This is a genomic window from uncultured Nisaea sp., from assembly GCF_963974195.1.
Classification (GTDB): domain Bacteria; phylum Pseudomonadota; class Alphaproteobacteria; order Thalassobaculales; family Thalassobaculaceae; genus Nisaea.
This window is the reverse complement of sequence record NZ_CAXBDC010000038.1, coordinates 18996-38384: the sequence shown is the minus strand read 5'-3', so window position 1 is coordinate 38384 and position 19389 is coordinate 18996. Positions and strand designations below refer to the sequence as shown.

Genomic DNA, 19389 nt, shown 5'->3' with positions numbered 1-19389 from the left:
CCCCGAAATCCCCCCAGGTCGACCCCTCGGGACGGTTCTTCCACCGCTTGCTCATGCTTTCCTCGCCGTTGTTTCTTGTTTTTGTGCGCCGAGAGGGCGCGGGACTGGGAGAGTGTCCGACGGGTGGGGCGGGGATGGCAAGGGAAAGGGGCGAGGAAACGGGACCCTTAAAACTGCGACACTCTCGATGGACAAAGAGACATTCGGCACAGGACGGGTTCTCCTATTCGCCTTATCCTGAGGTAGAAATAAAAGCACAAAGAAACGGCGCTCTTTTTACCAAGGCATACCAGACTGATGACGAGCTACGATCCGAACCTCGCGGGAGTACTTTTCGGAACTGACTATAAATGGGGCTCTGTGACCGAACTCGGTCAGCCCGAAACGCTCACCTATTCCTTCATGGAGACGCTTCCGGATTATTACGCCCCGTCCGATGTCACGCTCTTCGCCCCGATGACGGAGGCTGCAAGGCAGGCCGCGCGGGAAGCCCTCTCCGACTGGGAAGCGGTCTCCGGTCTTCGCTTTATCGAAGTGGAGGATAATGTTGGTGGCGATATACGCTTCGGCATGGATAGTGCGCTGCCCGATAGCGAGCAGTATGCCGGCTACGCCTACCGGCCGATCGCTCCCGATTCAGAATTTTACGAACGGAACCAGAGATACGGCGATGTCTTTACCTCCCAGCTGTATGACTACAATCTCACTCCCGAAGTGGGAGGATACGGATATTACGTTCTGCTGCACGAGATCGGACATGCCGTCGGTCTGAAGCATCCGTTTGAAGAGCCGACTCTGGCGGCGGCGTTCGACGATATCCGCAACACTGTCATGTCCTACACTTTTCTGGCCGGCTTGGACGAACCCAGACCAATGGATCCGGCCTGGCTCGACATTCACGCGGCACAATTTCTCTACGGTGTTCCGGGAAGTGGTTCGGCCGGTGTCACCGCCTGGGGATCAGACTCTACGGAGCTCTATACGGCTCCCGACGGGATATCGCGCTATCTCGCGAATGGCGGGGACGACTGGGTTCTCATGGGGGAGGCGGAAGACATTGTTCTGGGCGGGGACGGGGACGACACCCTGTCCGGTGCCGAGGCGTCAGACAGGCTCTATGGTGGTGCAGGAGATGATTTTCTCGACGGTGGCACGGGAGATGACGGGCTGAATGGTGCCGGCGGAGACGATCTGCTGATTGGCGGCGGCGGCCTGGATGTCGCCAGCTATGATGCCTCGATCCTGGTGGACAGGTCCGGAGGCGTATGGCGTGACGGCGGCATTCTGGAGTTCGAGGGCCGGGATACGCTCGACGGTGTCGAACTGCTGCGCATGGCGGATCATGAAGTGGTGCTCACTCTCGACCGCGTCACAGACAGCGCTAATTTCGATGAAGGTCGCTATCTAGCCCTCAATCCGGACGTTGCCGCGGCTGTCGCGGCGGGGACTCTTCCATCGGGCCATGTGCATTACCTTGCCTTCGGCTTGAATGAGGGACGCCTTGCCGGATCAAGCTACAGCTTTGACGAGGCTTTCTATCTTGAGAATAACGCCGATGTCGCGGCTGCGGTCGCGGCCGGCGCCTATGCTTCCGGACGGGCGCATTTCGATGCCGCCGGAGAGGCCGAAGGGCGGAACCCGAACCCTCTCTTCAACGATACATTCTACCGAACCTACAATCCGGATGTTGCCGAGGCCGTGGCGGCCGGAGATTTTTCCTCTCCCTATGCACATTTCGAGGCTGCTGGCGGCAGGGAAGGCCGCGCGCCGTCGCTCTATTTCGACGCCGCCCGTTATCTTGAGGAGAATCCGGATGTAGCCGATGCGGGCATGAACCCGCTCGATCATTATCTGATGCATGGCCTCTACGAGGGACGGAGCGCCTATACGATCAGTGCGGATACGCCGGCTTCCACCTCTGCTGCAGCCACATCAGTCACGGGGCATGCTGCGACGGTTTCTTACGATCAGGTGGATTATTTCGGCTTGTGAGGGGAGAGCGTTATCTTGCCCCTCCGTTTTGCTGACTCCACCCCACGCCAGCCAATTCAGGCGGATAATCCTGAATTATAGAGACGCGCGATTAAATTGCTGCGGCCAAAAATCACAGGCGCCTGTGATCCGTTGCCGTCAGCCTTGAATTCAGTACCGTGTCTTTCCAACTCCAGATGCGTAACCGCAGAGAAAGAATCCCACGGTGGCGGACGAGCTATACGAGGTGCTGGGCGTCTCCAGGGACGCGTCCGGCGATGACATCAAGAAGGCCTACCGGAAGCTGGCGAAGAAGTACCATCCGGACCTCAATCCCGGCGACAAGGCGGCGGAGGAGACGTTCAAAAAGCTTCAGGCCGCCAACAACCTGCTGTCCGATCCGGAAAAGCGGAAACAGTACGATGCCGGCGAGATCGACGCCGAAGGGAACGAGACCCAGCAGCGCTATTACCGGGATTATGCCGGGGCGGGCGGCGAGCATCCCTACCAGTCGAGCGCGGGATACGAGGATATCAGCGACATCTTCTCGGATCTTTTCCGCGAGCATGCGCGGGGTGGTACTCAGGGGCGTGCCAGGAGCGATGCCCAGGCTGGCGATGGCGCCGCGTTTCGCATGCGGGGCGGGGATGCCCGGTATTCGATAGAAGTTTCTTTCCTCGAGGCTGTAAACGGCGCGAAGAAGCGCGTCACCATGCCGAATGGCAAGGTGCTCGACATGAGCATTCCGCCGGGACTGCATGAGGGGCAGGTGCTCAGGTTGCGTGGGCAGGGCATGCCGGGATATGGCGGCGGAGCGTCCGGCGATGCCTATGTCGAAGTGCACATCACGGCGCATCCCGAATTTCGCCGCCATGGCAACAACATCCATACAGAGCTCCCCATAGGTCTGCATGAAGCGGTTCTCGGCGCCAAGGTCCGGGTGCCGACCGTGACGGGCGTCGTGACGATGAGTGTTCCGGCAGGCTCCAACAGCGGGGATACCCTGCGGCTGCGCGGCAAGGGCGTGCCTGCCTCGGGCGGTCGTTCGGCAGGCGATCAGGTGGTGACGCTGCGGGTGCGGCTGCCGAAAGAGCCGGACGCGGAGTTGAAGAGTTTCCTCGCCGAGTGGGCGAAGACCCATTCCTACGATCCGCGAGCTGAAAAGAAGGGGTGAGACATGCGGGAAGAAGCAGAAATCCTCGGTCTGTTTTCCGACCTTCGCCGCGAAACACTTCACGTCTGGATCGAGCGCGGCTGGCTTGCACCGGCGCGCGGCGGTGAGGGATATATCTTTCAGGAAATCGACGTGGCCCGCCTGCGTCTCATTGTCGAATTCCGCACCGAGCTGGCACTGGACGATGAGGCACTGGACGTTGTCCTGCCGCTGCTTGACCAGGTCCACGGCCTGCGCCGCGAATTGCACCGCCTCGCCGATGCGGTTAATGCCCAGCCGCAGGACGTGCAGGCGCGGATCTCGGCGCATCTTGCCGAAAACTGATTTACGGCTGGACGTAGAAACACCCGCTCCGGTTCATTTGAACTAGGGAGCACTGCTTTTTGGAAATCTAGGGGCTTGAAAAAGCTGGTGGGCGCGACAGGGATTGAACCTGTGACCCCTGCCGTGTGAAGGCAGTGCTCTCCCGCTGAGCTACGCGCCCGTCGCTTGACGGACCGCTCTCATAAGCGGCGCGGTTTGCGCTGTCAAGGGAGCGATGCGATGGCTTTTGGTAAATCGCGGAAATGGTCGAGCCGGGCGGCGGCGGGGATTTCGTCCAGAGGGGTGCGGGCATAGCCGTAGCGCATCAGGATGAAGGGCATGCCGGCGCCTTTGGCGGAATGGGCGTCATGCTCGTTGTCGCCGACCATGCAGGCACTCTCCGGCGTGGCGCCCAGACGTTCCAGGACTGCTGCCGGATGGGCCGGATCCGGTTTGCGTACGGGCAGGGTGTCGCCGCCGACAATGGCGTCGAACAGATGGTCGAGGCCGAGCAGGGCCAGCACCTTGTGGGTGGCGCGCTCCGGCTTGTTGGTGCAGATGCCGAGGCGGAAGCCGCTGTCTTTCAGCGCTGTCAGGGTTTCCGGTACGTCCGGATAGGGAATGGTCCGGTTGCTGGCATTCGCCTCGTACAACGCGATGAATCGTTCCGTGGCGGCGGAGAGGGAAGCCGCGTCCGGTTTCTGGCCGCGCAGCTCGAGCGAGCGTCTGACATAGACCTGCCCGCCATCGCCGATGAAACTGCGCGCGGTTGCAAGGTCGATCGGGGCGAGGCCCATCTCTTCCAGCAACAGATTGCCGGCGGCATGCAGGTCATGCACGGAATCGATCAGGGTGCCGTCCAGATCGAAGACGATATGGGAAGTGGTGCGCATCATGAAACTCGCCGGGGCCGTTGGTTGTCTGGAGGCTTGGTCATAGCACGGGCGGGCCGCCGTCATTGTGCCGAATTTGGCCGCGCTATATACCAGATGAGCGGTCATAACGCGCCGGTGCGGCAATCTGTTGTGAAGAGTAAGAAAACGTGACTGTCTCGGCGCCGGGCCCTGTGGCATTTTTGCCCTGCGATTAACCCTTTTGGACTCTCTCGGAAATTCGCCCTTTCATGAACGCTTCTGCTGCTGCCTCCGTCGCTGTCGTCATCCTTGCCGCGGGCAAGGGCACACGGATGAAATCTGATCTGCCGAAGGTGCTGCACCCGATTGCCGGGCGGCCCATGCTGCATCACGTGCTGGCGGCTTCGGAAACGCTCTCTCCGGAGCGCCGGGTCGTGGTGCTGGCGCCGGGGCAGGAAGATGTGGCGGCCAGCGTGGCGCCGATCCCGACGGCGATCCAGCATCCGCCACGCGGCACAGGCGACGCAGTGCGGGCGGCACTCGGCGCGTTGGAAGGCTTTACCGGCACCGTGCTGGTGCTGTTCGGTGACACGCCGATGCTGAGTGAGGATACTCTGACGCGGATGGTGGCCGCGACGGAGGGGGCGGATGGTGCGGCTTTCGTCATTCTCGGCTTCGAAAGTGACAATCCCGGCCGATACGCACGGCTGGAACTGGATGATGCCGGAAACCTGCTCCGGATCATCGAGGCGCCGGACCTTAAGGAAGACGAGCGGTCGATCCGGCTCTGCAATGGCGGCGCGCTTGCGGTTGACGGGGCGCGTCTGGCGGATTGGCTTGGCCGTCTCGACCCCCGGAATGCGCAGGGCGAGTTCTATCTGTTCGACCTGCTGCAATTCGCGTTGGAAGAAGGGCGCCGGGGCGCCGTTGTCTGGGTCGATCCGGTGGAAACCATGGGTGTCGATTCCCGGATCGGGCTGGCCGATGCCGAAGCCCGTATGCAGGAACGGCTGCGCCGCCGCCTGATGGAAGAAGGCGTGACGCTTGTCGCACCGGAGACGGTGTTCCTCAGCCATGACACGAAGATCGGCCGGGACAGCGTGGTGCAGCCGCATTGCGTTTTCGGGCCGGGCGTGACCGTTGGCGAAGGTGTCGAGATCAAGAGCTTTTCCCATCTCGAAGGGGCGACGGTCGCGGATGGTGCCCGGATCGGCCCCTATGCGCGGTTGCGGCCGGGGGCGGATCTCGGGGCCGGGGCGCATATAGGCAATTTCGTCGAGGTAAAGAACGCGACCTTCGGCGCGGGCGCCAAGGCCAACCATCTGAGCTATGTCGGCGATGCCAGCGTCGGCGCGGGGGCGAATATCGGCGCCGGGACGATCACCTGCAATTACGATGGCTACGAGAAGCACCGGACAGAGATCGGCGCCGGGGCTTTCATCGGCTCGAACTCCTCGTTGGTGGCGCCGGTCAGTATCGGTGACGGCGCGTTGGTCGGGGCGGGCAGCACAATCGGTGACGATGTAGGGCAGGACGATATCGTGGTCGTGCGCGGCGAGCGGACGGTCGGCGAGGGGGCTGCGAAGCGTTTCCGGGAAACCCGGGCAGCCCGCAAGGCTGCTAACAAGACAGATGCAGCCCGCAAGGCTGGCAACAAGACCAAGCAAAAGTAAATCTGACTGAAAGGACGCCCGACGGATGTGCGGCATCATCGGAATGATCGCGAACCGGCCTGTTGCCGAACCCATTGTCGACGCGCTGAAGCGGCTGGAATATCGCGGCTATGATTCCGCTGGGGTGGCAACGCTTGATGGCGGTCCGGCCGAGCGCAGGCGGGCGGAAGGCAAGCTCTTCAATCTTGAGAAGTCCGTCACCGAGCAGCCGCTTGGTGGCTCTATCGGCATCGGCCATACAAGATGGGCGACACATGGTGCGCCGACGGTGCGCAATGCCCATCCGCACCGGGCTGGCCGGGTGACCGTCGTTCACAACGGCATTATCGAGAATTACCAGGAGCTGGCGGCGGAACTCGCGGCCGCAGGCATCAAGCCGGAAAGCGAAACCGACACCGAGATCGTCGCGCTCTATTTCGACAAGTTGCTGAACGCTGGCAAGAGCCCGGAAGCGGCGATGAAGGAAATCGCCCTCAGGGTGACTGGTGCCTATGCGCTGGTGCTGATGATCGATGGCGAGGAAGATTTGCTGCTCTGTGCCCGGCGGGCGTCGCCATTGGCGATCGGCTATGGCGAAGGGGAGATGTTCATCGGCTCCGACGCGCTGGCGCTGGCGCCCTTCACCCGCCGGATCGCCTATCTGGAGGACGGTGACTGGGCGATCATCCGCCGCGCTGGTGCGGAAATCCATGACGAGACCGGCGCACCGGTGGAGCGCAAGATCAGCCTGACCGCCGCGACGGGTGCGCTGATCGGCAAGGGCAATTACCGGCACTTCATGGAGAAGGAAATCTACGATCAGCCGGAAGTCATGGGCTACACGCTGTTCCAGTATTACCGGAGCACCGACCGGTCCATCAAACTGCCGGACCTGCCGTTCGACCCGGTCACCCTGCCGAAACTGACCATCGTTGCCGCCGGGACCAGCTTCTATGCCGGTATGGTGGCGAAATACTGGTTCGAGACCCTGGCCCGGGTGCCGGTCGAGATCGATATCGCCTCCGAGTTCCGCTATCGCAATCCGGTGTTGCCGGAAGGCGGGGCGGCGCTGTTCATCTCCCAGTCCGGCGAAAGCCTGGACACGTTGATGGCGCTGCGCCATGCCCGCGAGGCGGGGCAGCATATCCTGGCGCTGGTGAACCAGCCGGAAAGCACCATCGCGCGGGAATCCGATGTGGTGCTGGAGACCCTCGCGGGGCCGGAAATCTGCGTCGCCTCGACCAAGGCTTTCACCACCCAGCTCGTCGCCCTGCTGACCATGGCTGTGGATTTCGCCCGCAAGCGGGGCACGGCCTCCGACGAGGTGCTGAACGGGGTGCTCGACAGTCTGGTTCATCTTCCGGCGCAGATCGGCGAGGTGCTGAAGGATATGGAGCGCTGGCAGCCGGTCAGCCATGAGCTGTCCAAGGCTCGCGACGTGCTCTATCTCGGCCGCGGCCTGTCCTATCCGGTGGCCATGGAAGGCGCGTTGAAGCTGAAGGAGCTGAGCTACATCCATGCCGAAGGTTATGCCGCCGGTGAGCTGAAGCACGGTCCCATCGCGCTGCTGGAAGAAGGCCTTCCGGTCATCATGGTCGCGCCGATGGATCCCTGGTTCGAAAAAGTTGCCAGCAACGCGATGGAAGTGCGGGCGCGTGGCGGCAAGGTGATCCTGCTCTCCGACAAGACCGGGATCGAGCGGCTTGGTGACCTCGCGACATGGTCATTCGAGATGCCGGAATGCGATCCGATGGTGGCGCCGATCCTCTATACCGTGCCGGTTCAGCTGCTGGCCTATTTCACCGCGACGGAAAAAGGCACCGACGTCGATCAGCCCCGTAACCTTGCAAAGAGCGTGACCGTGGAGTAACGCGGACGGGAGCATTTGCAACGGGAGCCTGGGCGATGACGATGGAACGGGAACTGACGGCGCCGGAACTACTCCGGCAGCACGCGACGCATGGCGCTGTTGGTGGCACCTATCCGCGCGCACTGGAGGCCGAGTTTCCGACGGGGATGGCGGAAGCCGCTATCGCGGAGATTTCATCCTGGCCGGGTTATGCGCCGACACCGCTCTATTCGCTCACAAAGCTTGCCGATGATCTTGGCGTCGGGGCGGTGCTCTACAAGGACGAGGGGCCGCGCTTCGGTCTTGGCAGCTTCAAGGCCCTTGGCGGCGCCTATGCGGTCATGCTGCTGGCCCGCAAGTGGCTTGCCGAGAAGGGACACGGCGATGCGGCACTGGCCGATATCCGCTCCGGTAAATTTGCGAGTGCCCTGAAAGATCTGACCGTTACCTGCGCGACCGACGGCAATCACGGCCGCTCCGTCGCCTGGGGCGCGGAGATGGCTGGCTGTCGCTGCGTCATCTTCATTCATGCCGAGGTCAGCCAGGGGCGGAAGCAGGCGATGGAGGCTTTCGGCGCCGATGTCCGGCGGATCGATGGCGATTACGATCTGTCTCTGAAATACTGCGAGAACGAGGCGCAGGCGAACGGTTGGTTCGTGGTCTCCGATGCCTCCTATCCGGGCTATCTCGATATCCCGCGCGATGTGATGGCCGGCTATACGGTGATGGCGAGCGAAGTGCTGGGGCAGGCGGAAGACGCGCCGACCCATATGTTCGTGCAGGCCGGTGTCGGCGGTTTCGCCGCCGCGATGGTCGCGCGGCTCTGGCAGGGCTATGGGGAAAAGGCTCCCCGCACCGTTATTGTCGAGCCCGATCTTGCCGCTTGCGCCATCGAGAGCGCGCGGCAGGATAAACCCGCGATCGTGCCGATCCACGAAGAGACCCTGATGGCGGGACTTTCCTGCGGGGAAATGTCGCTCGTTGCCTGGCCGGTTCTTTCCGCCGGATGCACAGATTACATCACCGTCGGGGAAGAAGGTGTCGGCCCGGCCATGCGACTGCTGGCTTCGGGTGAGACGGGCGTAAAGATCACGGGTGGCGAGTCCGGCGTTGCGGGGCTGGTTGGCCTGCTTGCCGTGGCCGCGAACCCGGCACTGAAGGAACAGCTCGGCCTCGGCCCGGACAGCCGGGTATTGCTGATCGGCAGCGAGGGCGCGACGGACCCCGAAATCTACAAATCGATTGTCGGCGACCTCGCGGCATGAGCGCCGTGCGCGGCTTTCCCGTCTCCGAATTCGAGGCGCGGGTCGCACGGGCGCAGACGCTGATGGCGGCGGAGGGGCTGGGACTTCTTCTGCTGACCACAGAGCCTGAAGTGCGATATTTCAGCGGCTTTCTGACCCAGTTCTGGCAAAGCCCGACACGGCCCTGGTTTCTGCTCGTGCCGCGCGCGGGCAAACCGGTGGCGGTGATCCCGGGCATCGGCGCCGCCGCCATGGAGCGGACCTGGATCGAGGATATCCGGACCTGGCCGTCCCCGTGCCCCGAGGATGAGGGGCTGTCGCTGTTGGCGGACACCATCAGGGAGCTTGGCGGAGACAGGCCGGTCATCGGTGTTCCGTCCGGCCCGGAAACTCATCTTCGCTTGCCGCTTGCCGATTATGAAACAGTGCGGGCGTCCCTGCCGGACGCGACTTTCCGGGACGATGCGGGCATTCACCGGCGTCTCCGCATGATCAAGTCCGGGGCCGAGATCGACAAGATTCGGACAGCCTGCCAGATGGTCTCTGGCGTGTTCGAGGATTGGCCGTCCTGGCTCAGCGCGGGAATGAGCGAACGGGAAATTTTCCGCGAGTTCAAGATCGCTTGCCTGAAGGCCGGGGCGGATGACGTGTCCTATCTGGTCGGCGGCGCAGGGCCGGGCGGGTATGGCGACATTATTTCGCCGCCTTCGGATCGCAGGGTGACCGATGGAGACGTGCTTATCCTCGATACCGGCACCCTGCATGACGGCTATTTCTGTGATTTCGACCGCAATTTTGCCATTGGAACGCCATCCGGTGACGTGCGTTCTGCCTATGCGACGGCTTATGCCGCGACGGATGCGGCACTGGCGGTGGCCCGACCCGGTGCGAGCTGTGCCGACCTCTTCCGGGTGATGGCGCAGGTGCTGGAGGCAGGCGGTGCCCAGGTCGGCGATGTTGGACGGCTGGGGCACGGCCTGGGCATGCAACTGACCGAATGGCCGTCGATCACCGCGTCGGACATGACGGTTTTGCGGCCGGGCATGGTGCTGACCCTGGAGCCCGGGCTTGAATATGCGCCGGGCAAGATGATGGTGCATGAAGAGAATATCGTGATCCGGGAAGAGGGTGCGGAATTGTTGACCAGACGGGCGCCCTCGGAAGTGCCGGTGGTGCATTGAGATTTCTGTCTTGCCAGGCGCGCGATTGATCGCAGCCGCCCGTATGGCCATGTTGGTGTGATGAGAGGGAGGCTGTTTTGATGGCGCAAGATACAGAGAGCGGCATGCAAGAGCATGAAATCGATCCCGCCATGCCGTGGGCGTACCGGCTTGGGCTGATCGTCCTGCAGACGGACGAGACCATCGAGCAGGATTTCCGTATCTTCACGTCGGATCCGTCCATTGCTCTCTATCACACGCGTATCCCGAGCTCCCCCACAGTGACGACAGAGACCTTGCGGCAGATGGAGAATCATATCCCCTCCGCTGCGTCCCTGTTGCTGAAGGAGCCGCCGCTTTCCGTCATCGGTTACGGCTGCACCTCGGCCTCGACGGTGCTTGGCGAGGCGCGGGTGCAGGAGCTTGTACAGTCGGAGCATCCGGGGGTGCCGGTGACCAACCCGCTCTCCGCCCTGAAAGCGGCCGCGGCGGCCCTTGGCGTGACGCGCCTTGGTCTTGTCAGCCCCTATATCCGCTCGGTGACGGACGCGCTGGAGGGTGAATTGTCCGCAAGCGACACGCCGTTTGTCCGTGCCGTGGTTTTCGGCCGGGAAGAGGAAAATCTGGTTGCCCGGATTGCCCCGCACTCCATCTTGACCGCGGCGGAAAAGGTCGCGGCCGACCCACAGGTCGAGGCGGTCTTTGCCTCCTGCACCAATCTGCGCGCATCGGCTGTCATTGCCGATGCGGAGCAGGCGACGGGCAAGCCGTTCCTGTGCAGCAATCAGGTGCTGGCCTGGCATATGCTGCGCCTTGCCGGGATTACCCGCACGGTGCCGGAGCTCGGGCGGCTGGGAAGCCTCGGTCTCGCCCGGGAAGACGCGGTACCTCTGGAGCGAGAGTTCGTGGCCTGACAGCAACCCGCCAACCTGAATGCTGGCCTCTATGCCAGCTTGAATGATCGAAGATTTCCCGGTGCCTGTTCAAGGAGCGCCGGGGTTTATGGTCCGGCACCGTCCGGCCGGAAACGGCTGACAGGTGCCGGGTGAAAGAGGGAAGGAGCCCCCTAATGGATATCAGAAGCAAACTTTCCGATCCGTCCCTGCTCTGCGAGCAGGGCTATATCGACGGCGCCTGGGTTGATGCCGATGGTGGCGGCAGGGTCGATGTGACGGACCCGGCAACGGGCGATGTGGTCGGCACGATCCCCGATATGGGTGCGGACGAGACGCGGCGTGCGATCGAGGCGGCGAATGCGGCCTGGCCGGCCTGGCGGGCCAAGACGGCGAAGGAGCGCTCCGCCATCCTGCGCAAATGGTTCGACCTGATGATGGAGAACCAGCGCGACCTCGGTATCATCATGACCGCCGAGCAGGGCAAGCCGCTTGCCGAAGCCATGGGCGAGATCGCCTACGGTGCTTCCTATGTGGAGTTCTATGCAGAGGAAGCAAAGCGGATTTACGGCGACATCATCCCGAATACGGCCGACGGCAAGCGCATTGTCGTGCTGAAACAGCCGGTCGGCGTCGTCGGCTCGATCACGCCGTGGAACTTTCCGAACGCGATGATCACCCGCAAGGCGGCTCCGGCACTGGCGGCGGGCTGCACCTTCGTTGCCAAGCCTGCGAAAATGACGCCGTTCTCGGCCATCGCGCTCGCCGTTCTGGCGGAACGCGCGGGTATCCCGAAAGGTGTCTTCAACGTCGTCTGCGGTGCCAGCTCCTCCGCCATCGGCAACGAGCTGACCCACAGCAAACTGGTCCGCAAGATCACCTTTACCGGCTCGACCGAGGTCGGCAAGACGCTGATCGCGCAGTCCGCCTCGACGGTGAAGAAGGTTTCCATGGAGCTTGGCGGCAACGCGCCGCTGATCATCTTCGACGATGCGGATATCGATGAAGCCGTGAAAGGCGCGATCATCTGCAAATACCGCAATGCCGGTCAGACCTGCGTCTGTGCCAACCGGATCTTCGTGCAGGACGGCATCTATGATGAGTTCGCCAAGAAGTTCGCGGCGGCGGCAAAAGCGATGAAGATGGGCAACGGTTTCGATGACGGTGTCACGGTCGGCCCGCTGATCGAAGCTGCTGCCGTGGACAAGGTCGAGGAGCATGTGCAGGACGCGGTTGCGAAGGGCGCAAAGGTTGCCGCCGGCGGTGCCCGCAGCAATATCGGCGCGCTGTTCTATGAGCCGACCGTGCTGACCGGGGCAACCCGCGATATGGCGATTTTCCGTGAGGAAACCTTCGGCCCGGTGGCCCCGCTCTTCCGTTTCAAGACGGAAGAAGAGGTGATCGAGCTGGCCAACGATACCGAGTTCGGCCTTGCCTCCTACTTCTATGCCCGCGATCTTGGCCGGGTGTGGCGGGTGGCGGAAGCGCTGGAATACGGCATGGTCGCGATCAATGAGGGCATCCTGTCCTCGGAAGTCGCGCCGTTCGGTGGCGTGAAGGAATCCGGCCTTGGCCGCGAAGGCTCGAAATACGGTCTCGACGACTATCTCGAGCTCAAATACCTGCTGATGGGCGGCCTTAACGGCTGATCCATCCGGATGACTGAGGAAAAGGCGGCCGTTGGGCCGCCTTTTCTGTTTGTCCTGCCGGTGTGGCTCAGGTTTCGACGCGCAGGAAGCCGGTCAGTCCGGTTTTCTGATGCTCGATGACATGGCAGTGGAAGGCCCAGTCGCCAGGATTATCCGCGACCAGGGCCACTTCCATGGTCTCCTCTGCCTGTAGCAGGGCGGTATCGGTCAGCAGGGACGGAATCTGGCGCTTGTTCGACCGGAGCAGCCGGAATGTCAGGCCGTGCAGGTGGATCGGATGTTCGTAGGGCGTCTCGTTTCGCAGACGCAGAATGTAGCTCTTACCGGGTTTCATGACGGCCAGCGGCGCGGTCGGATCGGGGAAATCGCCCTGCCAGGCGACGCGGTTGATGGACCAGAAGAGATAGCCGAGATTGCCGCAGATCGGATTGGCTGGTGCGTCTCCCGCAGGAGACCAGCCGAACACGAACTCGAGCGTTTCCGCATTCGCCAGATCCGGCTCGGGGATCGGGTTCGGTGCAAGCGGTTTCAGTTCCGCGAGTTGACGGCGTGCGCTTTGGCCTGTCGCCCGGAATGAGGCGATGCGGACATCCCCCGACGGCTTGCGCAGGATCAGCTCCACCTGCTCCCCTTCATTGTCCGGTATTTTGAGCGCGATATCCGCTCTCTGGCCCGGCCCCATGATGATTTCATCAACCGGCATCGGCGCGGGGACCGGATTGGAATCCAGCGCGATGACATGCGCCTCGCCGCCGGTCAGGGTGTAATGCCCGACACGGGTCAGGTCCGTCACGGCGAGCCGCAACCGGATCAGCGATCCCGCAGGCAGGTCATATGCCGGATCGATCCGCCAGTTGACCGTCGAAATGGTCCCGAGCGTCCCGCCGCGCGCCGTGTTGCGGGCCTTGTAGAACTGGAGGAACTGGCCTTTGCTGCCGATCCGGAAGTCCCGGATATTGAGTGGCAGATCCTGATCGAAGCCCGGATCTTCCGAATCCTCAACCACCAGAACGCCCGTCATGCCCCGGGCCATCTGCTCCAGCGTGTTGCAATGGGGGTGATACCAGAAGGTCCCGGCATCCGGCGGCGTGAAGCGGTAACGGAAACTCTCACCGGCCTCGATGGGGGCTTGGGTCAGGTAGGGGACGCCGTCCATCGCATTGTCGATCCTGAGACCGTGCCAATGCACCGTGGAGGCTTCGTCCAGCCTGTTGCGGACCTCGATGGCGGTGGTCTCTCCCTGACGCATCCGGATGACCGGTGGCGGCCCGTCTGCCGAGAAACTCATCATTCCCGGGGTCGGCATGCTCTTGACGATCTCGTGGCTGACGCGGTGCATCTCGATGGACTGATCGACGGCGGCAAAGGTCCGGTGCGCGGCAATCCCGGCGATAGCGGGGCTGGCAAGAACCGCGGCGGAGCCGACAAGAAGATCGCGGCGCGTTATTCCACTCATCAGGCAGGCCTTTCGGAAATGCGGTGAAGCACGGCACACTCTAGCGCCCCGCCACGGCCGGGTAAAACGCCCCTGCATAGGCAAATAGCCGCAGAGGCGGGAGCAATGAGTATCGTTTTCGGCGTGATTAGGCCCCACCTCGTTGACTGTCTTGTGGTGGACAGGCATCAATTGCGTTCCTATCTGATCAGCAACAGATTAACCGTGTCCTGAAATCCGATCCGACCCATGGAGCGAGCCCGTGTCCGACTATGATTTTGACCTGATTACCATTGGTGCCGGCTCCGGCGGTGTGCGGGCAAGCCGGCTGGCCGCCGGTTTTGGCGCGAAGGTTGCGGTAATCGAGGAAGTGCGTGAAGGCGGCACCTGCGTGCTGCGCGGCTGCGTGCCCAAGAAGCTCTTCGTCTATGGCTCCCATTTCGGTCACGACATGCAGGACGGTGCCGGCTATGGCTGGTCCGCGGACAATGTGCGTCACGACTGGCCGGCCATGATCGCCGCCAAGGAAAAGGAACTGGACCGGCTGCACGGCATCTATGTCAGCCTGCTGGAAAATGCTGGAGCCACACGCATCCACGGACGCGGGACTGTGGTCGACGCGCATACAGTGGCGGTGGGCGACAAGCGCTATACGGCGGAACGCATCCTGATTGCAGTCGGCGGCTGGCCGAGTGTGCCGGATGTGCCGGGTGCGGAGCATGCCATCACGTCGAACGAGGCGCTTGAGCTGCCGAAGCGGCCGGACCGGATCGTCATCGTCGGCTCTGGCTTCATCGCAGTCGAGTTTGCCGGGATCTTCAACAGCTTTGGCTCCGAGACCCATCTGGTCTACCGCGCCGACAAGGTGATGCGCGGCTTCGACGAGGATGTGCGGGACACGCTGACCGAGGAAATGTCCAAGAAGGGCATGCATCTGCACCCGGGTACCCTGCCGGACCGGATCGAGAAGGCCGGCGATGTCTACAAGGTGCATCTGAATGACGGCTCGACCCTCGAAGTCGACGAAGTGATGTACGCCACCGGACGCCACCCGAATACCAAGGGTCTCGGCCTCGCCGAAGCCGGTGTCGAGCTGACCAAGGGCGGCGCTGTCGTGGTGAACGAATGGTCGCAGACTTCCGTGCCCAGCATCTATGCCGTCGGCGATGTGACGGACCGGATCAACCTGACTCCGGTTGCCATCGCGGAAGGGCATTCCTTTGCCGAAACCGTCTTCAACAATCGCCCGATGCAGGCCGATCACCGGGACGTGCCGAGCGCTGTCTTCAGTCAGCCGCCAATTGGCACGGTCGGTCTGACGGAAGCCGAGGCGCGGGACCAGTATGGCGAGATCGACGTTTATGTCGCCGGGTTCCGGCCGATGAAATACACGCTGACGGACAATCCGGAGCGGGGCATGCAGAAGCTCATTGTCGACCGGGCGTCCGACCGGGTGGTCGGTGCCCATATGGTTGGCCTCGATGCGCCGGAGATTATTCAGGGCCTCGGTATCGCCATCAAGGCCGGTGCGACCAAGGCCGAGTTCGATGCCACCATCGGTATTCATCCGACGGCGGCGGAAGAGTTCGTCACCATGCGCACGAAGCGGCCGGAGCCGGAGCGTCAGGCGGCGGAATAAGCCGCCGCTTTACGGCCTCGGTGCAACGGCTTTCTCTCTGACGGGTTGACGCCGAGGCGGTTGTAATGCGCTGCTAGTCTGTACTCGCACTGGTATTCGCGGAAAACCGCTGATACAAAACCTGTCCGCACCGGCCAAAATCGGCAGGAAAGCGGCAATTTCGAACCTTGGGAGAACAGCAATGTCCGGCACATGGAGCCCCGACAGCTGGCGCGGTAAACCGATCAAGCAAGTTCCGTCCTATCCGGACGCGGCCCGTGTCGCGGCTGTCGAGAAAGAACTGAGCGGTTATCCGACCCTGGTTTTTGCCGGGGAAGCGCAGCGTTTGAAGGCCTCTCTTGGCCGGGTGGCAAAGGGTGAGGCGTTCCTGCTGCAGGGCGGGGACTGTGCCGAGAGCTTTGCCGAATTCTCTCCGAACAACATCCGCGACACTTTCCGGGTGCTGCTGCAGATGGCGGTGGTGCTGACTTTCGGCGCGGGTATGCCAATCGTGAAGGTCGGCCGGCTTGCAGGTCAGTTCGCCAAGCCGCGCTCGTCCGACGTGGAGACGATCAACGGTGTTGAGCTGCCGAGCTATCGCGGCGACATGGTCAATGGCATCGAGTTCACCGAAGCGGACCGTGTTCCCGATCCGGACCGGTTGCTCAAGGTCTATAACCAGTCGGCCTCGACGCTGAACCTGCTGCGCGCTTTCGCCCAGGGCGGTTTTGCCAATCTGGAACAGATCCATCGCTGGACCCTCAGCTTTGTCGAGAACTCGCCGCAGGGCGAGCGTTTCGAGAACGTCGTTTCCCGCATCGACGAAGCGCTGGAATTCATGCGTGCTTGCGGCATCACGGCCGAGAACAACCAGCAGCTTCGCGAGACTGAATTCTACACCAGCCATGAAGCTCTGCTGCTCGGCTATGAACAGTCCCTGACCCGCAAGGACACCATCACAGCGCATGGCGGCTGGTACAACACAGCGGCGCATATGCTCTGGGTTGGCGACCGGACCCGCCAGCTTGACGGCGCACATGTCGAATATCTGCGGGGGATTTCCAACCCGGTCGGCATGAAGTGCGGTCCGAGCCTCGACACGGACGACATGCTGCGTCTGGTCGATGTCCTGAACCCGCAGAACGAGCCGGGCCGCCTGACAATGATCGTGCGCGTCGGTGCGGGCGAGGTGGACAAGCATCTGCCACGCTTCATTCGTGCCGTCGAGCGCGAGGGCAAGAACGTGGTCTGGTCCTGTGATCCGATGCATGGCAACACGATCAAGGCCTCCAGCGGCTACAAGACCCGGCCGTTCGACCGGATCCTGGGCGAGGTGAAGGAATTCTTCGAAGTGCACCAGGCTGAAGGCACCCATGCCGGCGGCGTGCATTTCGAGCTGACGGGGCAGGACGTCACCGAATGTATTGGTGGTGCCCAGGCGATCACCGATGATGCCCTTGCTGATCGTTATCACACGCATTGCGACCCGCGTCTGAATGCATCTCAATCTCTGGAGCTTGCTTTCCTGATTGCGGATATGATGAAGCAGAGCCGTGTGAACGGCGGTACGGCCAGCATGGCTGCTGCTTCCTGACAAGGCTGAGTGGGATTGGGGCTCATGGACGGCTCTGAAGGTATTGCGTCGCTGACACCGGACGAAACGCCCCGGACGGTAAGCCATCCGGCGGAATCCGATCTGCCGCGCTTCGTTGACAAATATTTCCTCCGGACAAAGGAGGTGGTCGCGAAGTTTGGCGATGTTGATGTCACCTATGCCGTTTTCATGCGGCGCCCGGTGACATCGGCGCCCCGGCTTGCCATGCAATGGCTTGACCGGATGGCCAAGGCGCGTGGTGTTGAGCTCAAGGTCGACCTGAAGCAGAAGGAAGGCTCCTGGGTTGGCGCAGGCGAGCCGATCATGAATGTCTCCGGCTCGCTCTATCACCTGATCGATCTGGAAACCCAGTTCCTGCAGAAGCTCGGTGCCTGCTGCGTTGCCGCGTATAATTCCTACGTGATGTGCGCGGAAATGCCGAAGACGGCCTTTCTTGCCATGGATGCCCGGCACTGTGCCGGGACTGAAATGGCGGAGATGATGGCCTATGGCGCCAGCGTCGGCTCCGCCAAGGCACAGCGCAAGCTGGGCGCGGTCGGGTTCATCGGTAATGCCTCGGACGAGACGGCGCATTTCTTCGCCAAGGACCGGGGCTATGGCACCATGCCGCATGCCCTGATCGGCTATGCCGGCTCGACCGTACGTGCGGCTGAAATGTTCAACGAGACCCACCCGGAAGAGAACCTGACGGTTCTGGTGGATTATTTCGGCCAGGAATTCACTGACGCGCTGGCGGTCTGCCGGCGGTTCCCGGAACTGGCGGCTGCGGGCAAGGTGGCTGTGCGGCTCGACACCCATGGCGGGCGCTATGTCGAGGGCATGGATATCGGCATGTCCTATCAGGTGCTGGACCGGACCGCGCCGCAGGCGATCCGGGGTTATCGGACAGACAACGAGCTGCGCTATCTGATCGGCACCGGCGTTTCGGCGGCCGCGATCTGGCATATGCGCGAACGGCTCGACCGGGATGGCTTCAAGGCGGTCAAGATTGTTGCCTCCAGTGGCTTCTCCCCGGAGAAATGCCGGGTGATGGCACTTGCCGATGCCCCGATTGACGTGATCGGTACGGGCTCCTATCTCCCTGAGAAATGGAGCGAGACCTATGCGACCGCTGACATCGTGCGTTACGATGGCGAAGAGCGCGTCAAGGTTGGACGCGAATTTCTGTTGGATAAAACCAGATAGGGCAGCCGTGACTTCCAAGGTTCTGATCGTCGTACACCAGAAAACATCCGTCTCGGGTCATGTCGGCGTACTGCTGGAAGAACGTGGATACACGCTGGACCGGCGCTGTCCGATGATCGGGCACGAGCTTCCGGAAACACTCGACGATCATGCCGGTGTGGTGGTGTTCGGTGGCCCGATGAGTGCCAATGACGAGCATCTGGACGGCATCCGGACCGAGCTCAAGTTCATGGACACGGTGCTGGCGTCCGATACCCCGTTTTTCGGTATCTGCCTTGGTGGCCAGCTTCTGGCCAGGGCGCTTGGTGCGCAGGTCTATCTGCACGATCAGGGAAATGTAGAGGTCGGGTACACCAAGATCCATCCGACGGATCTTGGCCGCCCCTATTTTGAACATTCCGAGCACTTCTATCAGTGGCACAAGGAAGGCTTCGACGTCCCTGATGGCGCCAGCCTGCTGGCCACGGGAACCCGCTTTCCGAACCAGGCCTATCTTTATGGTGGCAACAAGCTCGGCATTCAGTTTCATCCGGAGATCACGCTGGAGATGATCCAGCGCTGGACCGCAGGCGCCGCGCACCGGATGGAAATTCCGGGTGCACAGCCGAAAGAAGCTCATATCAAGGGCTTCGAGATGTTCGGCGAGAGCATCGACCGGTGGGGCAGGGCGACGCTCGACTGGCTCGGCCTTGGCGGCTACCCGCGTGCAGTGATGGATGCGGCGGACTAAAGTTTCGCATTCTTTGCTGATTGTCCATTCTTTGCGGATTGCCCATCCTCAGCTGAT

The 19389-nt window shown here is 62.2% G+C and carries 15 protein-coding genes and 1 tRNA gene; 13 read left to right on the top strand and 3 right to left on the bottom strand.

The features are described from left to right. The first annotated feature begins 297 nt into the window (after window positions 1-297). The 3 genes from AAC126_RS10400 (at window position 298) to AAC126_RS10390 (ending at window position 3469) form a co-directional block, all read left to right on the top strand. Complete coding sequence (locus AAC126_RS10400; protein WP_339853026.1) at window positions 298-1992, top strand: matrixin family metalloprotease; 1695 nt, start codon at window positions 298-300, stop codon at window positions 1990-1992. A gap of 205 nt (window positions 1993-2197) precedes the next feature. After that, the gene (locus tag AAC126_RS10395) at window positions 2198-3145 is read left to right on the top strand and encodes a DnaJ C-terminal domain-containing protein (protein ID WP_339853024.1); all 948 of its coding nucleotides are present in this window, start codon (window positions 2198-2200) and stop codon (window positions 3143-3145) included. Between the two features lie 3 nt (window positions 3146-3148). Then, on the top strand, window positions 3149-3469 hold the full coding sequence (locus AAC126_RS10390) for a chaperone modulator CbpM (protein WP_339853021.1): 321 nt from the start codon (window positions 3149-3151) through the stop codon (window positions 3467-3469). 85 nt (window positions 3470-3554) lie between these two features. Here the strand turns inward: AAC126_RS10390 and AAC126_RS10385 are convergent. Both AAC126_RS10385 and gph read right to left on the bottom strand, forming a co-directional pair. Beyond that, window positions 3555-3629, bottom strand: a tRNA-Val gene (locus AAC126_RS10385). A 43-nt stretch (window positions 3630-3672) separates the two neighbouring features. After that, window positions 3673-4344 (bottom strand): phosphoglycolate phosphatase, encoded by a 672-nt coding sequence (gene gph, locus AAC126_RS10380; RefSeq protein WP_339853019.1) that lies wholly within the window; start codon window positions 4342-4344, stop codon window positions 3673-3675. Window positions 4345-4571: 227 nt separating this feature from the next. On the opposite strand from gph, the gene glmU reads away from it, so the two are divergent. The 6 genes from glmU to AAC126_RS10350 all read left to right on the top strand — a co-directional run bounded on the left by glmU (window position 4572) and on the right by AAC126_RS10350 (window position 12749). Then, window positions 4572-5975, top strand: a complete 1404-nt coding sequence (gene glmU / locus AAC126_RS10375; protein ID WP_339853016.1) for a bifunctional UDP-N-acetylglucosamine diphosphorylase/glucosamine-1-phosphate N-acetyltransferase GlmU — start codon at window positions 4572-4574, stop codon at window positions 5973-5975. A gap of 25 nt (window positions 5976-6000) precedes the next feature. Then, window positions 6001-7824, top strand: a complete 1824-nt coding sequence (gene glmS / locus AAC126_RS10370; RefSeq protein WP_339853015.1) for a glutamine--fructose-6-phosphate transaminase (isomerizing) — start codon at window positions 6001-6003, stop codon at window positions 7822-7824. A gap of 35 nt (window positions 7825-7859) precedes the next feature. Further along, a complete protein-coding gene (locus tag AAC126_RS10365; RefSeq protein ID WP_339853013.1) occupies window positions 7860-9068 on the top strand; it encodes a diaminopropionate ammonia-lyase in 1209 nt (402 codons plus the stop codon). Beyond that, the gene (locus AAC126_RS10360; RefSeq protein ID WP_339853011.1) at window positions 9065-10228 is read left to right on the top strand and encodes a Xaa-Pro peptidase family protein; all 1164 of its coding nucleotides are present in this window, start codon (window positions 9065-9067) and stop codon (window positions 10226-10228) included. Before AAC126_RS10365 ends, AAC126_RS10360 begins: the two co-directional genes overlap by 4 nt. A gap of 80 nt (window positions 10229-10308) precedes the next feature. Further along, window positions 10309-11121 (top strand): Asp/Glu racemase, encoded by an 813-nt coding sequence (locus AAC126_RS10355; protein ID WP_339853008.1) that lies wholly within the window; start codon window positions 10309-10311, stop codon window positions 11119-11121. A gap of 155 nt (window positions 11122-11276) precedes the next feature. After that, window positions 11277-12749: an NAD-dependent succinate-semialdehyde dehydrogenase gene (locus AAC126_RS10350; RefSeq protein WP_339853007.1), complete on the top strand. Its 1473-nt coding sequence runs from the start codon at window positions 11277-11279 to the stop codon at window positions 12747-12749. Between the two features lie 67 nt (window positions 12750-12816). Here AAC126_RS10350 and AAC126_RS10345 read toward each other — a convergent pair whose 3' ends face one another. Next, window positions 12817-14205 (bottom strand): multicopper oxidase family protein, encoded by a 1389-nt coding sequence (locus AAC126_RS10345; RefSeq protein ID WP_339853006.1) that lies wholly within the window; start codon window positions 14203-14205, stop codon window positions 12817-12819. 241 nt (window positions 14206-14446) lie between these two features. On the opposite strand from AAC126_RS10345, the gene gor reads away from it, so the two are divergent. The 4 genes from gor to AAC126_RS10325 all read left to right on the top strand — a co-directional run bounded on the left by gor (window position 14447) and on the right by AAC126_RS10325 (window position 19332). Continuing rightward, window positions 14447-15823, top strand: a complete 1377-nt coding sequence (gene gor, locus AAC126_RS10340) for a glutathione-disulfide reductase (RefSeq protein ID WP_339853005.1) — start codon at window positions 14447-14449, stop codon at window positions 15821-15823. A gap of 181 nt (window positions 15824-16004) precedes the next feature. Further along, window positions 16005-17396 (top strand): 3-deoxy-7-phosphoheptulonate synthase class II, encoded by a 1392-nt coding sequence (locus AAC126_RS10335; protein ID WP_339853002.1) that lies wholly within the window; start codon window positions 16005-16007, stop codon window positions 17394-17396. 24 nt (window positions 17397-17420) lie between these two features. Next, window positions 17421-18602: a nicotinate phosphoribosyltransferase gene (locus tag AAC126_RS10330; protein ID WP_339852999.1), complete on the top strand. Its 1182-nt coding sequence runs from the start codon at window positions 17421-17423 to the stop codon at window positions 18600-18602. Between the two features lie 7 nt (window positions 18603-18609). Next, window positions 18610-19332 carry a gamma-glutamyl-gamma-aminobutyrate hydrolase family protein gene (locus AAC126_RS10325; protein ID WP_339852997.1) on the top strand — a complete coding sequence of 241 codons (723 nt, stop codon included), beginning with the start codon at window positions 18610-18612 and terminating at the stop codon, window positions 19330-19332. The last annotated feature ends 57 nt before the right edge of the window (window positions 19333-19389 follow it).